The organism is Aquirufa ecclesiirivi (assembly GCF_011250515.1).
Taxonomy (GTDB): domain Bacteria; phylum Bacteroidota; class Bacteroidia; order Cytophagales; family Spirosomataceae; genus Aquirufa; species Aquirufa ecclesiirivi.
Genome location: NZ_JAANOP010000007.1, coordinates 34,567 through 58,186, shown reverse-complemented (window position 1 = coordinate 58,186; position 23,620 = coordinate 34,567). Strand labels below are relative to the sequence as shown.

Here is a 23,620-nt window from a genome sequence, read left to right as displayed (position 1 = left end):
CTACTTTCCTCTAATAATGATGACAGGGTCTATTTTACTAGCTTTTCGAGAAGGGAAATAACCAGCCAGATAGGTTGTGATGATGGCAAAAATGGTCCCAATCAGGTAGTATCTAGGATTGTAATTAATGGGATAGGTTTTTACGGTGGGTAGGGAATTGGTATTGAATGGAATTTGATCGATGATAGCAGAAAGTCCAAATCCGCCTAAAAGGCCTAAAAACCCTCCAAAAACCCCAATGCTCAAGGCAATTAAAATAAAAATCCGATTGACATCTTTGCCTGAAAAACCGATGGCTTTTAAAATGGCAATGGAATCCATTTTTTCATAAATCATCATGTTCAGGATATTGTAAATACCAAAGCCTGCCACAATTAATAAGGTAATTCCTACTGCATAGGAAATCAAACTTCTGACTGAGCTTCCTGTTTCAAATTGAGAATTGGCTGTTTGTATATCAATAGCCTCAATTTCATAAATCCTTTGGTATTCTTTGGCCACATCAGGGGCTAATAGAATATCATTTAATTTTACTTGTAAGTCAGTGATGTAATTATTGGATTCACCCAATAGTTTCTGGGTGGTGGATATGGAAGCATAACTCTGTACATTATCTATATCTTGAAGCCCTGATTGAAAAAAACCAACGACTTTCAAGGAGAGACGCTCGCCTTTGCTCGAAGTTATTTGAACGACATCTCCAATTTGAGCAAGCATTTTTTCGGCTGCACCTTTGCCTAAAATGATGCTATTCGGGATGTTTTTCAGGTCCATGAAATTCCCTTCTGTGACATAATCATTGAAGAAGAAGAGTTTGTTTTCTGCTTCCGGATCAATACCATTAATTACACCTGTGATTTCTATGACCCCAACATGGTAGAAAACTTGAGCCGTAACTTTGGGAGCAACCCCTAAAACTCGCGGATCAGTCTTTAAATTTTTAATGATGGCAGCACTGTTTTGAATTTCTAATCGTTCGGCTTTAGGCTTTATGGATCGAATAAAATTGTATTGCTTGGTCTTTTTTGAATGTATATCAACAGGTTGGAAATCAGATGATTTTATTTCTTTGTACAGCCTTACATGAGGTGTTCGATTCAAGATAAGTCCATCTAATAAATCATTTAAGCCAGACATAAAGCTTAATAAGGTGATGAACATGGTGATACTGAATGTCACGCCTATAGCGGCCACCAAGGTTTGTCTCCACCGAGCTAAAAGTAAGGAAACGGCAATATTTTGAATTAGTTTAAAATTCATTTGCCAGGCATTTTTATTTCATCTTTTGCGCTTAATCCTTGGATGATTTCAACTTTTTTGAAATCCTTTAAACCCGTTTTTACAGCGACCGTATCTCCCGAAGCTTTAATCACCAAACTATCTTTAACTAAATAATTTCTAGGAATTAACAGCGCCTTTTCTTTCTTGAATAGGATGATATTAGCCTCAAAAGTAACATTTGGGAATAAGGTTGCAGGTTTTTGAGTGAATATGGCTTCCACTAAAAATGTCTTGCTCCTTTCATTCATGATGGGATAAATCTTGCTTACAGAAGCTTCAAATACCTGTCCTTTATAAGCGTCAAGCGTCAATAATACGGGCAAACCTCCCTTTACTTTGAATATATCATCTTCATCCACTTGCATCTCCAAAACGAATTGGGAAGGATTGCCAACAATGGCCAATGGTGTTTGAGGGCTGACAATTTCCCCTTTCAATTTTAGTAAATCATACACAATACCATTCACTTTACTTCTCAAGGTGAAGTCGGCACTTAGCTGTTTAGAAATGGAGAGATTTTTAATGGATTGTTTGGCATTGAATTGAATTTGACGTTTCAAATCTTTCAATTTCAACATGGACGACAAATAGGCTGCTTTTGAATTTTCAGTGGCTAGTTCTCTTTGTTCTAATTCTACTTGTGTTCCAATTTGCTGCTTCCACAAGTTTCTTTGTCGAACCAATAGAGTAGAATCTGTTCTCCATTTATTCTTGGCTAAATCAACGAACAATTGAGCATCGTTTATTTTACTTTGGTTATTAGCTGCATCCGCAAAATTAGCAGCTAGTGCTGCATTTTCTTGATTCAATTGTTGAGCCACATGAGAAATAGTGAGAATTGGATCCCCGACGTTAACACGGTCGCCCTCTTGAACCAGTATTTGCTCAACAATGCCACTCACTGACGCAAATGCCTGGTATTGATCTTGGCTTTTTACAATTCCAGATGCGTAGACCGACTCCGAAATCGGCCCTTCAGTCGGATATGTTGTTTCGCTTTTATCTTTACAAGCACTGAGGCTTATTATAAAAACTGATAGATAAATCCATTTCATCCCACAATTTACTAATTTGTTGTTGTCTAATATATGAGATTTATCAGAAAAAGAGCTTAGTTGACTAAGCTCTTTTCTGATTTCAGAATTAAATGGTCTTCATATCAATCACAAACCGATATTTGACGTCGGACTTAATGATTCGCTCATAAGCTTCATTTATTTCATTCATAGGTATCAATTCTATGTCGGATAGAATGTTGTGTTCTGCACAGTAATTCAACATTTCTTGTGTTTCAGCAATACCCCCAATGTTGGAACCGATGATACTTCTTCTTTTCGAAATTAAACTGGCAGCGGCTATGCGGTGGTCTTCTGGAGGGATTCCCACAATCAGCATTTTTCCTTCTAATTTCAAAAGATGTAAAAATGCATTCATGTCATGGTGAGCAGCTACCGTGTTTAGAATGAAATCAAACTGATTGCTCAATTTTTTCATTTGTTCTTTGTCGGTCGACAACACAAAATGATGAGCCCCTAGTCGTTTCGCATCAGCTTCTTTGGAAGGGGAGGTACTCAACATGGTCACTTCCGCACCCATAGCTACAGCAAATTTTACTCCCATATGACCTAGGCCACCCAAGCCTAAAACGGCCACTTTATGTCCTTTACCTACTCCAGCAAACTTAAGTGGAGAATACGTGGTTATTCCTGCACACAATAATGGTGCTACTTGATCTAAATGATCCGTAAAAGGTATGTGTAAGGTGTATTTTTCATCAACAACGATATTGGAAGAATAACCACCAAAAGTGGGTGTTTTTCCATCACGCTCGTAGCCATTGTAAGTGGGAGTGAAGTTATTATCACAATATTGTTCTTGACCACCTTGACAAGACGGACAAGTCCGACAAGAGTCCACAAAAACCCCCACACCAGCGGTTTGTCCAACTTTAAATTGGGTTACGGCAGATCCTACGGCTTTGACGATTCCTACAATCTCATGGCCAGGAACGATGGGATAAACTGAAGGCCCCCATTCGGAACGAGCCATGTGGATATCGGAGTGGCATACGCCACAGTATAAAATATCAATGGAAACATCATGAGCACCTAATACTCGGCGTTCAATTTGCATGGGTGCAATGGCTGCATCTTTGTTGATTGCCCCATAACTTTTTACTGGATTCATATCATTGTTGTTTTAAGTATTAAGCTTTGTATAGTAAGCTTTGTTCATTAAGCTTTGCGTAGTAAGTATTGTGTTGTATGCATTGTGTTGTATGCTTCGTGTATTAAGCTTCGTGTATTAAGCTTTGTCAAATTTTCAAAATTTGACAAAGCTCATTGACAAAGCTCATTGACAAAGCTCATTGACAAAGCTCATTGACAAAGCTCATTGACAAAGCTCATTGACAAGCTAACTGACAAAGCTAACTGACAAAGCTATTAACAAGCTATTTAGCAACACTAACTAACAATACTATTGAACAAAGCTGATAGTCAAAGCTAAGTTGAAATCATCAAAAAATTATCCTGATTTTTCAAAAAATCAACAGCTTGATATTTTTATTTTACTACGGGAAAAGCCACGATCCTCAATCGGGTAAATCCAAAAGGAATTAAGGTGATTTTTTCTAATTTTTCCTCGCTAGGCCCTAAATAATCCCCGTTTCTCGTGGTTATAGGTTGGTGAGCCACACCCGCATTTGTCTTCCAATCGGGCAGTTTTTTGCCTTCCAAAACGATTTCCATCGGGGCACTGGCTTGGTTCCAAAGAAAATCCTTTGGGAAAGACTTCCTGATTAGTTCAGCATGTTCAGCGGGCTTATCCACAAATTTTTTCAAAACCGCATAGTTCCAGTCGCTTTTAGGTAATATCTCAACATACTCACCTTCTTGGGGATGAACATTTTTTTGGAAATCTTCTTGAATCTTAAGTGCAAAGATGAGTGGGCCGTATTCCACCGATCTCGAATTTTTTCCCCAGTTTTGAGTTCGGATTTTGGTGGGAAATTGTAAGGTGATTTGATCTCCAGGATTCCATACTCGAGTGATTTTAGCGATTTTTCCTCCTTTTTCTCTTTGTAATTCTTGTCCGTTAAGGAGTATACGAGCTTCTTCACACCAAGATGGAATTCTAAATTCCAAAGGGAAGGATTGTTTTTTTGCAGGATGAATGATGAACTGGATTTGATCCTCAAAAGGATAATTAGTCTTTTCTTCAATGCGAACCTTGACTCCTGAGGTTAAGGTAGTTTCAAGTTGATTGGGTCCATATACCAAAGCCGCCAAACCTCCTTCGGGAGTGCCATACCATAAGTGGGACATGTATTTAGGCCATGCTTGGTGCATATTAGCGGTACAACAAGTATATCCACTATAGGGTCCGTAGACATTGTTCATGCCTCTCCAAAAAGGTAGAGAAAAGCTATAGACGCCTCTTTTTACCTCGACTTGATTAGCCATACCAAAGTACTGTTTCCCATTAAAATCTTCGGTGATTTGGGCAGGTAAAGCATTGAATGTCATGCGTTCTAGGGCATCCATGTATTCGGTATCTCCTGTAATCGAAATAACTTGCTCCAAAGAAAACATGGTTTCCGTGGTGGCACATAATTCAGTTCCTTGAATGGGATCATTTCCATGCAAATCTTCATCGCCAGAAAACATGCCATGAGGTAAGCCATGCAAGGTCATTAAATCTCGAAAGCCCGTTTTTAAGGCTTTTAAATAATAAGGGTCTTTTTTCGATTGAGAATATATGGCGGGTAATTTGATTCCCATTCCCACATTAACGGCATGTCGGTCCATCCAACGCTGGTCGTTTTGTTGGTATGCTGCCTGAATAGCCCAATCTCTTTTACCTAATAAATCGGTCCAATTGGTGGTTTGCGAATAGATTAAATCGCCTAATTCTAACAGAAATGGTGCTTTGGTTTTTCGGTATAGCCAATAGACCACCATCAGGTTATCACCACCCCTCGATTGAGCCCATTCGGTATACTTTACTAAAGGAGTGGTTTTTAAATTCTTGAGTTGAAATTGAAAATATTGGGTCATGAATGGAATAACCCGAGGATCATGACTTACTTGATAATATTGTTGCAATATTTTCAGCATAATCATTCTTGGCCACCAATCCGCTGCTTGCTCACCATTTTCCGCCATTTTGCCTGTTTCTTTCTCATATTTACTATAAGGTCCAAAGAAGCCAGAGGGTCGCTGATGAGATAAAGTCCAATTGACATAGTTCAGCACTTTTTTAATTAAGACTGAATCTCCACTTAAATAGGCCGCTGGTAAGGCGCCATCTAGCCAATAAGGTGTTTCTTCCCAATCATCGCCCTTGCCACCTAACCAGCCATTATCGGTTTTAATCTTCTTATGATTTTCATCCAGATGCCCGGTCGAATTTTTAACCATGATGTCCACTTGCTGTTTCAGCCAACCTGTCGGATGTATTTGACCCAAAGGAATCTCATCATAAGCCAGTGGATTAAGGCGAGATTTCTGAGCCAACAATGAGCCTTGAAGGCCACATGTGACAAGTAGGCTAGCTAATAGGAAAGTTTTCATAGTTCATAGGTTTTGTGGATCAAAAGCCGTGCTAGGGCTGTCGCAAATGATAACTTTTTGTCTTGGTAAAAGCACGAATACCTTGATGCGAAAGGGTAGCGCCAAAACCCGAATGTTTACGACCACTCCATGGTAAAGCAGCACTTACACGGTCGCAGCAATTCCAATAGGCAGTTCCTGAATCCATTTGAGCTAAAATTTGATTCGCTCTGTTTTCATTGACACTATATACCGATGAAGTAAGTCCATAAGCGGTATCCTTCATCAAAGCTATTGCTTCTGCATCATCTTTTACTTTTTGTATACCAATGATGGGTCCAAAAGATTCTTCTTTCATGACATCCATTTGGTGATTGACGTTCACTAAAACGGTGGGTTCAAAATAATAGCCTGTACCTGTAACCGCTTTTCCTCCCGTTAATATTGTTGCACCTAAATCTACCGCTTGCTTCACTTGATTTTCCAAAACAGAAATTTGTGCTTTTCGGGAAAGAGGGCCTAAATAAACGCCATACTCCGTAGGAGAGCCCATTTTCCAAGATTTGACTTCTTTTACAAATTCGGAAACATAAGCATCGTAGACTTTTTCGTGCACGTAAATTCGTTCTACCGAACAGCAACTTTGTCCATTATTATAAAAAGCCCCATCGGCTGTTCCTGCGGCAATTCCAGCGATGTCTTGTACTTCATCCGTAACGTATAAAGGATCTTTACCACCTAATTCACATTGAACAGGGACCATCTTAGGAGCTACTTGAGTATAAATTTTTTGACCCGTTTGGTACGAACCTGTGAAGTAGTAGCCATTAAAAGGCAGGTCCAAGAGACTAGCACCTACGGAGCCTGCGCCAATGGCTATTTGGAACACATCCTCAGGAACACCTGCTTGATGGAAATATTTCGCAATGGACAAACCCGTTAAACTCGCATATTCCGATGGTTTATACATCACGGCATTACCCGCTAAAAGCGCAGGAACAAAAACATTGGTTCCCACCAAGTAGGGATAATTCCAAGCAGAAATATTGCAAATGACACCTAATGGTTCATAGACAATTTTTTCTTGCATGCCTGAGCCGTCCGACATGATTTCTTCTTTCAAATAAGCTGTAGCATGCTCACAAAGCCATTGAATTCGACCTCTGGCACCATTGATTTCGTTGCGCGACTGTTGAAGAGGTTTACCCACTTCAGAACTTAAAATAGCGGCTAATTCTTCCAAATTTTCTTCTAAAAGGTTTGAAAATTTTAAAACAACAGCTATTCGCTCAGGTAAAGTCTTGGCAGCCCAAGCAATATGACCTTGTTGTAATTGGCTAAATTTTTGTTGTAAAGTAGTTGCGTTATCCTCAATTAATTCCTGAATAACTTGTTCGGTGGCGGGGTTTATAACTTGCATATCTTATATCGTATGATTGATCGAGGCTAAAAATGATTGTTTAATGTTTTCGGAGAAAGGGCTCTTTTCCTTTTCTTCCATACGTTCTGGATGCCATTGCACACAAAGCATAAAAGCTTGATTTTGTTTATTTTGGTATTCCAAAGCTTCTGGGCTATGGGTATCCGTAGACCAAGCTGATATGAATAAGTTGTTGCCTAATTGATTGGAATCTATGGCTTGGTGATGCGCTGAATTGACTTCTCCTGAAGATTGCTGACTAATGGATGCCAAAAGACTCCCTTCATGTACTTGGATGCTATGTTTTCTGTCGGTATTGCCTGATTTTTTATGAATCAAATTAGCTTCATCACCCAAGTCTTGAATGAGTTTTCCTCCTTCTGCCACTTGAACTAATTGCATACCACGACAAATTCCTAAAAGAGGTTTTTGGTGTTTTTTAGCATATAGATAAATCGATGCCTCAAAATGATCTCTTTCGGTTTCGAATTCATCGGGTTTATGGGGATAATTAGCGGCTCCTTGATAGAGCGCTGTATCGATATCACATCCACCACTGAGGACAAATCCATCACAAGATTCAAAATCAGATAGCGTACTAGATTCAGCTTTCAGTTCCAGTAGTTCTACCTTTCCAGCATTCACCTCGGGATCAAACCAACGGAGGTAATTTTGGAAATTGGTACTACTGAAACTGATGCCCAAACGGATTTTCATGACTTATAAAGCTTCTAAATACAGGTTTTTGAAATCTTCTCTACTTACTGGCTTTGGATTATTTGGATGAGCAAAATCGGCAATAGCCAAATCAGCCAAAGTCTCTATATGCTCTTCTTTAACACCTACTTCACGTAATTGATGAGGGATTCCAATTCGATTATTTAAGTCAAATAAGAAATTCACCACACCTTCGCCACTTTCATCTTTGATTTCCAAGGTGCGTGCAATGCGACGGAATTTTTCCTCAAAACCAGCGATGTTAAATTTCATGCCATAGGGTAGGTTGACAGCATTGGCCAAACCATGGTGGGTATCCAATAAAGAAGACATGGGATGAGCCAATGAATGAACCACACCCAATCCTTTTTGGAAAGCAACAGCACCCATTAAAGAGGCAATGAGCATATTGCTTTTGGATTCAATATCAGGGTTTTTGACTGCTTTTTCCATGGATTTAGCAATCAAGGAAATGCCTTCTAATGCGATTCCTTCACACAGCGGATGCGACATTTTTGCCACATATGCTTCCAAATTATGCGTTAAGGCATCCATACCTGTAGCAGCAGTCACCGCTGGCGGCAAATCCATGGTCAACATGGGGTCAGCAAAGATGGTTTTTGCCAATAATTTGGGAGAAAAAAGAATCTTCTTTTGATGTGTAACATCATCCGCAATGATGGCGCTACGACCCACTTCAGAACCTGTTCCAGCGGTTGTTGGAATCGTAATAAAGTGGGGTACATCATTGGTGACATAAATATCCCCACCAATCAAATCATCGTATTTAAATAGATCTTCTCGGTGATTTACTCGCAAAACCATGGCTCTAGCTACGTCCATGGCCGCACCACCACCAATTCCAATGATGGAATCTCGTTGGTTGGCATCATAGGAATCTACTCCTAAGTAAACGTCGGATTTTACCGGGTTTTTATGAATTTGAGAAAAGACCTCTACTGAGATGTTTTTCTTTTCAAGCGATTTAATAAAGGATTTGAAAAAATCCAAACTTGCCACCACGGGGTCTGTGACCACCAAAGGCTTTTTGAGATCATTTTTTAGTAAATAATCGGCTACTTCATTGATGGCTCCTGCACCAAAACGGATGGTGGTAGGGAAATTATACTGTAAAATGGATGAAGACATGTGTTTAAAATATAGGCTTGATTAAATGATTTCAAAATAACGTTTGTATTCCCAGTCGGTCACCGACTTTAAATGTTGTTGCCATTCCCAGGTTCGGGTCATGGTAAAATGCTCGACAAATTCCTTGCCAAAGATCTCATTGGCGACCTCAGATTGCTGCATGTTTTTGGTGGCATCAATCAAAGTATGTGGAATACTACCGTGGGAATAATCTAAATATCCATTGCCAGTAGTAGGTTCTTGTAGGTCTAATTCATGTTTAATGCCATATAATCCAGCACCTAAGCAGGCAGCTATGGCCAAATATGGGTTAACATCCGCGCCAATGACACGGGTTTCAATACGCGAAGAACTAGCTCCAGCACTTAGCACACGTAAGGCTACCGTTCGGTTGTCTAGCCCCCACGTCAGCGTTGTTGGAGCCCAAGCACCTTCTACCAGCCTTTTATAGCTATTGATGGTCGGGGCAAACATTGGTAAAATATGGGGTAAACAATGCAGGATTCCTGCCAAATAGTGTTTCGCTGTTTTACTTAAATGGTAGGGATCTTGGGCATCGTAAAAGAGATTGGTTTTACCTTCGGCATCCCATAGACTTTGGTGAACGTGACCGCCACAGCCAGGTAAATTTTCATCTATTTTGGCCATAAAAGTGGCCATGATTTGATGTTTATATGCAATTTCCTTAACGGCGGTTTTGAATAAAACAGCTCTATCCGCAGCTTCTAAGGCACCAGAATGGGCAATAGCGGCTTCATAAGTACCTGGCCCCGTTTCAGTATGCAGACCTTCGATGGGTACTTGGAAGGCTTTGAGATGTTCAAATAAATCATCGAAAAAAGGATTATTTAGCGTGGTTCTTAAAACGGAATAGCCAAACATGCCTGGACTCAAGGGCTTCAGGTTTTTGTAATGCTTATCTTGGGCTGAATCTGGTGTTTCAGCAAAATTGAACCATTCAAATTCTTGGGCAAATATGGGCGTAAAATGTAAGGCCTGAGCCTCTGCAATCATCTTTTTTAGTAATTGTCGGGGACACACCGTAGAAGGTTTTCCGTCATGCTCAAGAAAATCACCTAGTACAAAAGGGAGGTTGTTTTCCCAAGGTATTTGTCGGAAAGTACTTAAATCCAATTGAGCCGGTGTATCAGGGAAGCCTGTATGCCAGCCAGTTTTTTTGCCTTGACTGTACAATACATCCGCCGCATCCCAGCCGAAAACGACATCGCAAAATGTAGTTCCTTTTTCAAGAATGGATAAGAATTTTTCGGTGGAAATGTATTTGCCACGCAAAATCCCATCGATATCCGTGAAAGCAATTTTTACTTTCGAGGTAGGATGGGCAGATAAGTAGTTTTTTAATTCAGTAGAGGTCATTTTCTAAATTGAAAATTAGGGTTTGAGGGTCAATTTAGGGCCAAAAAATCGATAAATGATACTGGTGCCTAGTAAAATCAGAAAATAGATACCCGCTTGAACGGGATTATAGTACATCATGGAAATCATGGAAATAGCTGCAATAATCAGCGCAATCCAGGGAAAGTAAGGGAAAAAGGGTGTTTTAAATGGTCTTTCGAGTTCGGGCTCATTCCGTCTAAGTACCAAGATAGAAACCATGGAAATGAGGTAAAGTGTCAAGGCTCCAAACACAGAAATGGTGATTATTTCAGCTGTTTTTCCTGTCAAAAGAGCAAGGATTCCAAGGGACATGTTGACGAGCAGGGCATTGGCTGGAGTTTGGAATTTGCTATGAACACGACCAAGAAAAGGAGGAGCAGCTTTGACTTTACCCAATTCATAGGTTGAGCGCCCAGCGGCTAAAATAATGCCATTGAAGGAAGCAATTAAACCAAAAAGACCTACTGAAATTAATAAATGATACAATAGATTACTGTCACCCACCACATGCTTGAGTGCCAAAGGAAGGGGTGAGTCGGATAAGGAGCCATCTGCTTGATAAACGATGGATTCCCAGCCATTAACCCCAATGGAACTAAAAAAGGTTAACATACAAAGGATTACTAAAGTCAAAATTGCGGATCCAAATCCAATTAGTATTGTTTTTTGAGGATTGATGGCTTCTTCAGCCACATTGGCGACCCCTTCTATGCCTAAAAAGAACCAAATAGCAAAAGGTATGGCAGCAAAAAATCCAGACCAGCCATGGGGTAGGGGATTGCTTTGCAGATGTTTTAACTCAAAAGCAGGCAAGGTTATCCCTGCGAAAAGTAGTAATTCACCTACAGCCAGAATGGTGATGGTTAATTCAAAAATGGCAGCAGCTTTGACCCCGTAGGCATTGAGAGCCGTAAATAAAAAATAGGAGGCAATGGCAATACTAATGATCGGAATTTGTGGAAAGAATAAATTGAAATATGCCCCTATGGCAAAGGCAATGGCCGGTGGTGCGAAAATAAATTCAATGGTTTGAGCCATCCCTGCCACAAATCCCCAAGTAGGCCCTAAAGCTCTTCCGGCATAGTCAAACCCTCCACCTGCTTTAGGAATTGCGCAGGCTAATTCGGTGTAAGAAAATGTAAAGGTCGTATATAATAGAATGATCAATAAAGTAGCTAGTCCAAGGCCTAGTGTTCCACCTTTTTCTAATCCAAGATTCCATCCAAAATACATGCCGGAAATGACGTATCCGACACCTAGTCCCCACAACATCAGTGGGCTTAAGGTTCTTTTTAATCCAGGTTCCTTTTCTGGGTTCATTATATAGGTTTTAGAGGCAATAGGTAATAAGACTTTAAGTTAGAAAAATATGTCCAAAGCTCAAAATTCATATTGGCTTCTAGGGGTATTATTAGGCCTTTTGATTATCAATTTGCTGGACAATTTATGTGCTTTGAAAATCGTTTCACGCAAGAACGTTTAACGCTGTCAAGGTTCCAAACCTTGACAGCGTTGGCGGCGTGAAGGAGATTTTGGGGCCACAAAACCTGATCAATGTCTTCTATTGTTGGGTAGATATGCCGTTTTTTTCATTTTTATCATAAGCATATTTCTTTAGTATTGTAGCTTGAAAAAGGAGATATGAAGAATAAAGTGTTTAAAGATGCACAATCGGCATTGTTTGATGTTGCTTCCGGTGCTACGATCATGGTGGGTGGTTTTGGTTTGGCAGGTATTCCTGAAAATGCAATTTCTGAGTTGAGCAGAATGGGAGTCAATGGATTGACTTGTATTTCCAATGAGGCGGGAATAGATGATTTTGGTTTGGGGATTTTGTTGAAGAATAAGCAAATCAAATGCATGATTTCCTCTTTTATTGGGGAAAATGAGCTGTTTGAAGAACAACTTTTATCAGGGGATTTGGAGGTAAAATTAGTACCGCAAGGGACCTTAGCTGAACGAATTCGTGCAGCTGGTGCAGGAATACCCGCTTTTTTTACTCCAGCTGGGGTGGGTACTGAAGTAGCAATAGGTAAAGAAATCCGAACATTTCATGGGAAAGATTATTTGATGGAAGAGGCTTTATTCGCTGATTTCGCACTCGTGAAGGCATGGAAAGGAGATCTTGAAGGGAATTTGATTTTTCATGGAACTGCTCGAAATTTCAATCCCATGATGGCACAGGCGGGTAAAATTACCATTGTGGAGGTGGATGAATTAGTTCCCATTGGGGAATTAGAACCCGATGAAATACATGTGCCAGGCATCTATGTACAGCGAATTTTTCAGGGAAAGGATTATCAAAAAAGAATTGAACATCGGACCACCACGGATGATTTGTTGCATTTATCTGTATTGGATTCTAAAAAGGAAATCATTGCCAAGCGTTTGGCATTAGAAATCAAGGATGGAGATTATGTCAATTTGGGTATTGGTATTCCTACGATGGTGGCCAATTACATTCCTAAGGGAATGCGGGTAATATTACAGTCAGAAAATGGATTGTTGGGCATTGGGCCATTTCCAGAAGAGAATCAAGTAGATCCAGAATTAATTAATGCAGGTAAACAAACCATTACCATGATTCCTGGGGCCTCTTTATTTAGTTCGGTGGATAGTTTTGCTATGATTCGTGGAGCGCATATTGACGTAACCATATTAGGGGGGATGGAGGTTTCTGAAAACGGAGATTTGGCCAATTGGAAAATACCTGGGAAACATGTTAAAGGTATGGGTGGGGCCATGGATTTGGTAGCCTCGGCCCCCAACATTATAGTGGCGATGCTACATCAAAGCAAGGACGGTCGATCTAAGTTGTTGAAAAAATGCGATTTACCATTGACAGGAAAGTCTTGTGTTCGTCGAGTGGTTACCGATTTAGCTGTCATGGATCTATTACCTGAGGGAGGATTTCTACTTGTAGAACGAGCGCCAGGTGTAAGCGTGGAGCAAATTCAAGCTGCTACGGAAGCTTATTTGATTATTCGAGAAGAAGTAAAAGAAATGGCTATTAAATAGTATTTCTGTCTAATTTTTCTAATTAGTTTATTGTATATTTAGTTTAATATTTAATTAAATTCTTTTCTTATCTTTTCCGTAGATCCATAGGGTTCAAATTCGTTTGAAATGTGAAAAAATTTAATTGCCTGAGAATCGCGTATTCCGATGCATTGTTAAGCATCACATTAAATACTCGATTCTCGTCGCCTAGAAATGAATCAATTTTGCCTTTATGTGAAACGTCATTTTGCTATATTAAGATTGGAATTTGTATAACGTACATCCAATATCGTTTTGGAAAATGAGTAGGAATGTCGGTGTTTTTTCTTGATTAACTTTAAAATAGTCATGTTATTTTATTGAAATTATGTAAACATAAGTTTAAATTATTTTTCAATTTTTTTTCGAGTACGCCGTAGTTGTTATAAAATGTTATATATATTCTTTATAAAATTATATATTTTAGTAGTTAATTTGAAATTGAGAACAAAAATTAGTTCAAGAGGCCTTGCACTCTCATTTTTTCGTACTACATTTGTAACACACCTCTTTTAGTAGGTTGTTCCGTGTTCTAAAAAATATTAAACTGTTCCGTGTTCTATAATTTTTCATGATACTAAATCTCTCTTTTTTAGGATTGGTTGTTGCTCTTCTGCTCTACATTTACAGGGAGGGAAGGGCTTATGCTAAGATTCTCTTAGCTATTTTTTATTTCTTAACGAGTATTTTTGGAATTGTGCATGACGTGACGAGTACGCCACGCTCAGAATTCATGATTTCTTTGTTTGCTATCAATTTCAGCCCTTTATATTTCCTCATGGGGCCAGTTTTCTTTCTATTTGTCAAGGTGATTATCGGAAGGGAAAGATTGGTGGATAAGGACTGGTTACATGTTGTCGTATCGGTACTGTTCTTAATCAATATTTTGCCTCATTTATTTTCCTCTTTTGATGAGAAGTTGATTTTAGCTCATAAAATTGCTGAGCATTCAGAGGCTTTGTACGAAGCTAAATACCTGTTTATTCCGACTTTTGTTCAATCCATGATACGTCCGATATTTACTATTGGATACTTTCTTTATACGGGTTTCTATTTGTACCGTCGTTGTCGCATCAAGAATTATTTTGTGACACATCAGGTTAGTATACTTTGGATTGCCTTGATTATTGTGCTTTATATTTTGCTGAATACGGCTTCTTTGTTAGTGTTAATTAATAATATTGAGCTTGGGGATTCGAATCGAAATTTGTTCAGTCCTATGGTGTTGAGCATTTGTTTTGATATAAAATATTGGGTTTATTCTTTACAAAATTTATCCATTTTATTCATTCCTTACGTATTATTTGGTCCGCAATACAAAAAGAAAAAGCATACTACTTCTCGGGCTCAGGGTGAGATGGTATTGTCTACTTTTGCGCCACCTGTTAAGCGTGTGACGGTATCAACAGCGTATGAAGTTCCTTATTTTCGCCTAGAGGAAATAGGCCATCAAATTGCTAAATACTGTGTTGATGAGCCATATTTAAGAAGTCGGTTTTCTTTGTCTATGATCGCTGAGGACACTAAAATCCCTTATTATCAATTATCTTATTATTTTAACAATCATTTAGGGGTGAGCTTTAATGATTGGAAAAATGAGTTAAGAGTGAAGCATATCATCACCTTGATTCAATCTGGAAAGGCACAACAAAATACCTTAGAGGCATTAGCTCATTCATCGGGTTTTTTATCAAGATCTAACTTTGTTAAAGCGTTCAAATACAATACGGGTAAGACTCCTTCTGAGTACTTGAAAGATATGAAGAGCGGAATTTAAAATTCAGTACATGTTCATGGATTTTTTTGCATGTTCTGCTCAAAATATTTAGTAACTTTAAGAAGTTTTATTGCGGTTTTTATAAAGTGTTTTTATCATCAAGCCTATACCGAATTACAATGGATTAAGAATATAGGAAAGTCTTCGTCTATTGAATTTGTGTTCTATTAATTAAATTTATGCTACAAAGAATTACTAAAATTCTTTTTCTACTTTGTTCTGAAAAATCTTCATTAAAAGGTAAATCTACCTTTGTGGCCTTGTTGGGCCTATTTTTATTTATAAATTCATTTGATTTATTCGCCCAGCGTAATTATTCGCCTGTAGCAGCTTCCTACGCTACTCCTGCTATAATACCTTATGCACAAGATGTATTTGTGGATCAAACGGATAGCCTGGATTATTCATTGGCTCGTAAACGAGTTCTGAAAGCAAAAAATGGGGTTGATTTTCATTTGAGATCATTTTTTGCCCAAGCCAATTATCGTGATCAGTTATTTAAATTCTTTCCAGGCAAGCGCAAGCAAATGGATGCGTCTTTTGATGAGAAGGCCTTGGCATTGAAAAATTTGGTTTTGGGCAATGGTTTATATGTTCCCATTCAATTTGTGAAATGGGAAAACATGCACGGTGCCATGGCTAGTTATAGTTCCATTGGACCAGACGGTCGTCCACGTATTTACATGAACAAAGAGTATTCAGAAGGCCAGGGGAATTTTTTATACCCCAATGCTACGGATACACAATTGATTGCCTTGTTATTTCAAGAATATGGACACGCCATAGATGATTATTTAAATGGCTTGGAAGACTCTCCTGGTGATGAAGGAGATTTATTTGCTGTACGGGTATTGAAATTAGACGTTACTGAAAGGTACGTCGAAACTGTTTTGGTACGTAATGACCATAATAAAATCAAAGTTGAGGGGAAAGATATCTTTGTCGAAGATGCTGGGGTATATTTATTGGAAGCTTGGCCTGCCACCACTGCATCAGGTGGAGGAACTACATGGACAACAGGGGCTGCCAAATCGACCAATACACCCTTAAGATTGCAAACGACAACGATTGCTAATGCTTGGAATGCGGTAACTGCTTCCATTACCGCAACATTCTTTGACGGAGTAACATCTATAGCCGGTGTTGTCAATTATTCCATGACAGCCGCAACTCCTGCCAACTCCGTGTTGGGTTTTTTAACGGGTGGATCAGGAACAGCGGGATATTTATTGGAATTACCTAATTCCACCACCAACTTGGCTGCAAGTACAGCCTATACTTTTGCCAATAATGCAGAAGGAACCATTGTACATGGATTTTCTGCTGCTATTGGTAATCAATCTACTTTGACACTAGGAAATGCCTCAAGAGTAGCAGGGGTCACAACCACTTTAACTGCCCTATCTAAAAATACCTCAAATGTCGCCGTCAATGGAATGACAGCTACTTTTAGTTCAACCTCAGGTACAGCTATCATTACTGGTACCAACCCAGGTACTACCGCTGGATCAGGAGGTAATACCGGTAAAGCAGCTGTTACTGTATCGGATACGAATGATGGAACAACGGTCTTTAATTGTGAAATTAAAAATGCGGTGGGTTGGTATGTGATTGAAACAGTCAACTTAACCGTAACAACAGGTACTGTTTCTAAATTGAAAATAACAGGAACAGGTACTCAAACTGCTGGAGGAAGTCAGACGATTACTATAACCGCTCAAGATACTTACGGAAACACGGCCACAACCTATACGGGTGCTAAAAATTTAACATATTCGGGTGCCACCAGTTCTCCTTCACCGGTAACAGCTCCTACAGCGCAAAATAGTACTCCTACGGATATTGCCTTTGGCTCAACAACAACAGATAGTTTCACCTCTGGGGTAGCAACGACTACCTTGAAATTGTATAATGCGGAAACGGCGTTAATTGCCGTTACTGATGGTACTTTATCAGCCGCAGGTGCTGATCGATTATCGGTTGTCGTTAGTCCATCTACCATGACCAAGTTGTCCACCAGTATTGCAACACCCCAAACCAATGGAGTTGCTTTTACGGGAACCAATACGTTGACCGCTTTGGATGCTTATGGTAATACAGCGACCAGTTTCAATCCTGCTACGAATAATATCACGGTGACGAATTCCTTAGGAGGAACTGTCAGCAGCTTAGGTTCAGGAGCTAATAATGTATTGAATCAAGCAGGCGATTTTACGAGTGGTGTGGCTGATTTGACAGCTCAAGGGATGATTTATACGGGGACCAGTGGAACGGGGACATTTACCTTTACTCCTGCTTCTGGTACTGCCATCACGAGTGGCTCTACTGTCGTGAATCCTGGAGCAGCCACTAAATTAGTCATCACAGGCACGGGTACCCAAACAGCAGGTAGTAGTCAAAATATTACTTTGCGAGCTTATGATGTAAGTGGTAATATCGCAACTTCCTATACAGGGGATAAATCTTTGACTTTTTCTGGAGCCAACGTCTCTACAAGTCCTGCGACGAATCCAACCGTTACGGATAAAAATGCTGCAGCCATCAATTTTGGAACTGCCACGGTGATAACATTTACGAATGGTGAGGCATCTTCGGTCCCAATGTCATTGTACAAAGTTGAATCGGCCACTGTTTCGGTAACAGATGGATCGATCAGTTCAACGGGTGGCGATAATTTAAGTGTTGCTGTTAGTGCTGCAACCTTCAATAAATTGGCAGTAAGTTTATCAGGTCCACAAGTGAACGGAAGTCCCTTTACTGGAACCAATACCTTAACAGCCCAAGATGCTTACGGAAATACAGTAACGACATTTGCTGCTAATACAAATAATGTAACAGTCACTAGTAGTTTAACGGGTACAGTATCTGGCTTAGGATCTGGTATTAATCATATATTGAACCAAGCAGGTGATTTTGTTAGTGGTGTGGCTAATCTGACCAGTTTAGGTATGAAGTTTACGGGAACCTCCGGTTCTGGGACCTTCACCTTTACTCCAGTATCAGGAACCGCAGCAACGAGCTCAAGTATCACCGTGAACGCAGGTGCTGCCACTAAATTGAGTATTGATGCTTCTACTAGTTTTACTGCAGGTGTAGGAGAGGTTGTAGCGATTATTGCTCAAGATGCCAGTGGAAATACCGCTACCTCATATACAGGAGCTAAAAATATTACATTTTCAGGGGCAGCTAATTCCCCTAGTCCATCAACCGTTCCTACTTTTGGAGGAACCAATTTTGGATCACCGCATAATATTTCCTTTACCGCGGGTACCGCTGCTGCGACAATGATCTTGTACAAAGCAGAAGTGGCGGCAATTAATGCCAGCGATGGTACCATTAATTCGAATACAGGAGGGACTTTGAATGCAACAATAACAGAAGCAGCGTTCAGCAAATTAGCAGTAAGCTTAACCAGTCCACAGACAAACGGAACTGCCTTTACAGGAACGAATACCTTGACTGCACAAGATGCGTATGGAAATACAGTAACAACATTTGCTGCGAATACAAATAATGTAACAGTGACCAATTCATTGGGAGGCACGGTGAGCGGTTTAGGATCAGGAGGAACGAATGTATTGAATCAAGCAGGAGATTTTACGAGTGGTGTAGCTAATTTAACCACGGATGGATTTATTTATACAGGAATCTCGGGAGCAGGAACCTTTACTTTCACACCAGCATCCGGAACAGCAGTTACTAGTTCAAGTGTGACGATCAATGCAGGAGCTGCGACTAAATTTAGTATAGATGGTTCAACTGATTTTGTTGCTGGAGTAGGGCAAACAGTTGCGATTATCGCTCAAGATGCGAGTGGAAATACTGCTACCTCATATACAGGGGCTAAAAATATTACATTTTCAGGGGCAGCTAATTCCCCTAGTCCATCGACCGTTCCTACTTTTGGAGGAACCAATTTTGGATCACCGCATAATATTTCCTTTACCGCGGGTACCGCTGCTGCGACAATGATCTTGTACAAAGCAGAAGTGGCGGCAATTAATGCCAGCGATGGTACCATTAATTCGAATACAGGAGGGACTTTGAATGCAACAATAACAGAAGCAGCGTTCAGCAAATTAGCAGTAAGCTTAACCAGTCCACAGACAAACGGAACTGCCTTTACAGGAACGAATACCTTGACTGCACAAGATGCGTATGGAAATACAGTAACAACATTTGCTGCGAATACAAATAATGTGACAGTGACTAATTCCTTGGGAGGCACGGTGAGCGGTTTAGGATCAGGAGGCACCAATGTATTGAATCAAGCAGGAGATTTTACGAGTGGTGTAGCTAATTTAACCACCGATGGCATCATTTATACAGGAACCTCAGGAGCAGGAACCTTTACTTTCACACCAGCATCTGGAACAGCCGCGACAAGTGGAAGTGTAACCATCAACGCAGGAGCTGCTACCCGATTGGTGGTAACAGGTTCAGCGACTCAGACAGCAGGAGCGAGTAATTCAATTACGATTACGGCCAAAGATGCGAGTGGTAATACGGTAACCACTTATACGGGTTCAAAGAACTTAACTTTCTCAGGAGCAACGAGTTCGACAGCCCCAGTAACGACACCTAAGGTAACTAATACCGCAGCAGCGGATATTGCATTCGGATCCACGACAGCCTTGACCTTTGCTTCGGGAGCTGTAACGACCAACATGAAGTTATACAAGGTGGAATCAGCTGTTGTGGCAGTGACCGACGGCAGTATTTCAGCCGCAGGAGCAGATCGCTTGACGGTAGCTGTGAGTGCATCAACGATGACCAAGTTGGCAGTAAGCTTAACAAGTCCACAGACAAACGGCACTGCCTTTACCGGAACGAATACCTTGACTGCACAAGATGCGTATGGAAATACCGTAACAGGATTTAATGCGAGTACGAATAATGTGACAGTGACTAATTCCTTGGGAGGCACGGTGAGCGGTTTAGGATCAGGAGGAACGAATGTACTGAATCAAGCAGGAGATTTTACGAGTGGTGTAGCTAATTTAACCACCGATGGATTTATTTATACAGGAAGCTCAGGAGCAGGAACATTTACCTTTACACCAGTATCCGGAACAGCGGTTACAAGTTCAAGTATAACCATCAACGCAGGAGCTGCTACCCGATTGGTGGTAACAGGTTCAGCGACTCAGACAGCTGGAGCGAGTAATTCGATTACGATTACGGCCAAAGATGCGAGTGGTAATACGGTAACCACTTATACGGGTTCAAAGAACTTAACTTTCTCAGGAGCAACGAGTTCGACAGCCCCAGTAACAACACCTAAGGTAACCAATACCGCAGCCGCGGATATTGCATTTGGATCCACGACAGCCTTGACTTTTGCTTCGGGAGCTGTGACGACGAACATGAAGTTATACAACGTGGAATCAGCTGTTGTGGCAGTGACCGACGGTAGTATTTCAGCCGCAGGAGCAGATCGCTTGACGGTAGCTGTGAGTGCATCGACGATGACTAAGTTGGCAGTAAGTTTAACAAGTCCACAGACAAACGGAACAGCCTTTACCGGAACAAATACCTTGACAGCACAGGATGCGTATGGAAATACCGTAACAGGATTTAATGCGAGTACGAATAATGTGACAGTGACCAATTCCTTGGGAGGCACGGTGAGTGGTTTAGGATCAGGAGGCACCAATGTATTGAATCAGGCAGGAGATTTTACGAGTGGTGTAGCTAATTTAACCACGGATGGATTTATTTATACAGGAACCTCAGGAGCAGGAACCTTTACTTTCACACCAGCATCTGGAACAGCGGTTACAAGTTCAAGTGTGACCATCAATGCAGGAGCTGCTACCCGATTGGTGGTAACAGGTTCAGCGACTCAGACAGCAGGAGCGAGTAATTCAATTACGATTACGGCCAAAGATGCGAGTGGTAATACGGTAAGCACTTATACGGGTTCTAAGAACTTAACTTTCTCAGGAGCAACGAGTTCGACAGCCCCAGTAACGACACCTAAGGTAACCAATACCGCAGCCGCGGATATTGCATTTGGATCCACAACAGCCTTGACTTTTGCTTCGGGAGCTGTAACGACCAACATGAAGTTATACAAGGTGGAATCAGCTGTTGTGGCAGTGACCGACGGTAGTATTTCAGCCGCAGGAGCAGATCGCTTGACGGTAGCTGTTAGTGCGGCCGCCTTCAATAAATTAGCAGTAAGCTTAGCAAGTCCACAGATAAACGGAACAGCCTTTACAGGAACGAATACTTTGACCGCACAAGATACGTATGGAAATACCGTAACAGGATTTAATGCAGCAGGAAATAACATAACAGTAAGTACCACATTAACTGGAGCAATCACTGGCCTATCAGGAACGAATATATTAAGTAGTGCAGGTGACTTTAGCAGTGGAGTAGCGAATTTGACGAGCTTAGGCATGATATTTTCTGGTACTTCGGGAGCAGGGACATTTACCTTTACGCCCGTATCTGGAACAGCTGTTACGAGTGGAAGTGTGACCATCAACGCAGGAGCTGCTACCCGATTGGTAGTAACAGGTTCAGCGACTCAGACAGCAGGAGCGAGTAATTCAATTACGATTACGGCCAAAGATGCGAGTGGTAATACGGTAACAACTTATACAGGTTCTAAGAACTTAACTTTCTCAGGAGCAACGAGTTCGACAGCACCAGTAACAACACCTAAGGTAACCAATACCGCAGCCGCGGATATTGCATTTGGATCCACGACAGCCTTGACTTTTGCTTCGGGTACTGTGACTACGAACATGAAGTTATACAACGTGGAATCAGCTGTTGTGGCTGTGACCGACGGCAGTATTTCCGCAGCAGGAGCAGATCGCTTGACGGTAGCTGTAAGTGCATCGACGATGACTAAGTTGGCAGTAAGTTTAACAAGTCCACAGACAAACGGAACAGCCTTTACCGGAACAAATACCTTGACTGCACAGGATGCATATGGAAATACGGTTACAGGATTTAATGCGAGTACGAATAATGTGACAGTGACCAATTCCTTGGGAGGCACGGTGAGCGGTTTAGGATCAGGAGGAACCAATGTATTGAATCAAGCAGGAGATTTTACGAGTGGTGTAGCTAATTTAACCACGGATGGATTTATTTATACAGGAACTTCAGGAGCAGGAACATTTACCTTTACACCAGTATCTGGAACAGCGGTTACAAGTTCAAGTGTGACGATCAACGCAGGAGCTGCTACCCGATTGGTGGTAACAGGTTCAGCGACTCAGACAGCAGGAGCGAGTAATTCAATTACGATTACGGCCAAAGATGCGAGTGGTAATACGGTAAGCACTTATACGGGTTCTAAGAACTTAACTTTCTCAGGAGCCACTAGCTCAACAGCCCCAGTAACGACACCTAAGGTAACCAATACCGCAGCCGCGGATATTGCATTTGGATCCACAACAGCCTTGACTTTTGCTTCGGGAGCTGTAACGACCAACATGAAGTTATACAAGGTGGAATCAGCTGTTGTGGCAGTGACCGACGGTAGTATTTCAGCCGCAGGAGCAGATCGCTTGACGGTAGCTGTTAGTGCGGCCGCCTTCAATAAATTAGCAGTAAGCTTAACAAGTCCACAGGCAAACGGGACTGCCTTTACAGGAACAAATACCTTGACTGCACAGGATGCATATGGAAATACGGTAACAGGATTTAATGCGAGTACGAATAATGTGACAGTGACCAATTCATTGGGAGGCACGGTGAGCGGATTAGGATCAGGAGGCACCAATGTATTGAATCAAGCAGGAGATTTTACGAGTGGTGTAGCTAATTTAACCACCGATGGATTTATTTATACAGGAACCTCGGGAGCAGGAACATTCACCTTTACGCCAGCATCAGGAACAGCGGTTACAAGTTCAAGTGTGACCATCAACGCAGGATCTGCCACTAAGTTGGTCGTTACTGGTACAGGAACCCAAACAGCTGGAGGATCACAGACAGTAACGGTAACAGCTCAAGATGCCAATGGAAATACAGCTACGACTTATACAGGAGCTAAAAACATTACATTCTCAGGAGCGGCAAGCTCACCTAGTCCCGCCACGACACCCACGGTAGCAGGAACGAACTTTGGTACGGCAACTAGTATGACATTCACAGCGGGTGTGGCGACAGGATCCATGATTTTGTACAAAGCAGAAGCTGCCACAGTTAATGCAACAGACGGAACGATTAATTCGAATACGGGTGGAACCTTGAATGTGACGGTGAGTTCATCAACGATGACCAAGTTGGCGGTTAGCTTAGCAAGTCCACAGATAAACG

At 41.0% G+C, this 23,620-nt stretch carries 12 protein-coding genes (1 of these 12 cut by a window edge); 3 read left to right on the top strand and 9 right to left on the bottom strand.

Annotated features, from left to right (window positions below; translation table 11 throughout):
- From G9H65_RS10070 to eat, 9 genes are all read right to left on the bottom strand, one after another.
- A complete protein-coding gene (locus G9H65_RS10070) occupies positions 1–1,260 on the bottom strand; it encodes an ABC transporter permease (protein WP_166375219.1) in 1,260 nt (419 codons plus the stop codon).
- Positions 1,257–2,336 (bottom strand): efflux RND transporter periplasmic adaptor subunit, encoded by a 1,080-nt coding sequence (locus G9H65_RS10065; protein ID WP_166375218.1) that lies wholly within the window; start codon positions 2,334–2,336, stop codon positions 1,257–1,259. Before G9H65_RS10065 ends, G9H65_RS10070 begins: the two co-directional genes overlap by 4 nt.
- Before the next feature lie 88 nt (positions 2,337–2,424).
- Positions 2,425–3,468, bottom strand: a complete 1,044-nt coding sequence (locus tag G9H65_RS10060; protein WP_166375217.1) for an NAD(P)-dependent alcohol dehydrogenase — start codon at positions 3,466–3,468, stop codon at positions 2,425–2,427.
- Between the two features lie 377 nt (positions 3,469–3,845).
- Positions 3,846–5,855 (bottom strand): beta-L-arabinofuranosidase domain-containing protein, encoded by a 2,010-nt coding sequence (locus G9H65_RS10055; protein WP_166375216.1) that lies wholly within the window; start codon positions 5,853–5,855, stop codon positions 3,846–3,848.
- A 31-nt stretch (positions 5,856–5,886) separates the two neighbouring features.
- Complete coding sequence (locus G9H65_RS10050; RefSeq protein WP_166375215.1) at positions 5,887–7,254, bottom strand: aldehyde dehydrogenase family protein; 1,368 nt, start codon at positions 7,252–7,254, stop codon at positions 5,887–5,889.
- 3 nt (positions 7,255–7,257) lie between these two features.
- Positions 7,258–7,971, bottom strand: coding sequence for a gamma-glutamyl-gamma-aminobutyrate hydrolase family protein (locus G9H65_RS10045; RefSeq protein WP_166375214.1), 714 nt, complete (start codon positions 7,969–7,971; stop codon positions 7,258–7,260).
- Between the two features lie 3 nt (positions 7,972–7,974).
- Positions 7,975–9,120 (bottom strand): iron-containing alcohol dehydrogenase, encoded by a 1,146-nt coding sequence (locus G9H65_RS10040; RefSeq protein ID WP_166375213.1) that lies wholly within the window; start codon positions 9,118–9,120, stop codon positions 7,975–7,977.
- 21 nt (positions 9,121–9,141) lie between these two features.
- Positions 9,142–10,497, bottom strand: a complete 1,356-nt coding sequence (locus G9H65_RS10035) for a glutamine synthetase family protein (RefSeq protein ID WP_166375212.1) — start codon at positions 10,495–10,497, stop codon at positions 9,142–9,144.
- Positions 10,498–10,512: 15 nt separating this feature from the next.
- On the bottom strand, positions 10,513–11,838 hold the full coding sequence (gene eat, locus G9H65_RS10030; protein ID WP_166375211.1) for an ethanolamine permease: 1,326 nt from the start codon (positions 11,836–11,838) through the stop codon (positions 10,513–10,515).
- 321 nt (positions 11,839–12,159) lie between these two features.
- Between eat and G9H65_RS10025 the strand changes: the two genes are divergently transcribed.
- From G9H65_RS10025 to G9H65_RS10015, 3 genes are all read left to right on the top strand, one after another.
- Positions 12,160–13,536: a 3-oxoacid CoA-transferase subunit B gene (locus G9H65_RS10025; protein ID WP_166375210.1), complete on the top strand. Its 1,377-nt coding sequence runs from the start codon at positions 12,160–12,162 to the stop codon at positions 13,534–13,536.
- A gap of 592 nt (positions 13,537–14,128) precedes the next feature.
- Entirely contained in the window at positions 14,129–15,334 is a 1,206-nt protein-coding gene (locus G9H65_RS10020) for a helix-turn-helix domain-containing protein (protein WP_166375209.1), read from the top strand.
- A gap of 179 nt (positions 15,335–15,513) precedes the next feature.
- The coding region annotated (locus G9H65_RS10015; RefSeq protein ID WP_166375208.1) for a hypothetical protein crosses the window boundary (this coding region is incomplete at its 3' end): on the top strand, positions 15,514–23,620 show 8,107 of its 42,673 nt. 34,566 nt of the annotated region lie beyond the right edge of the window.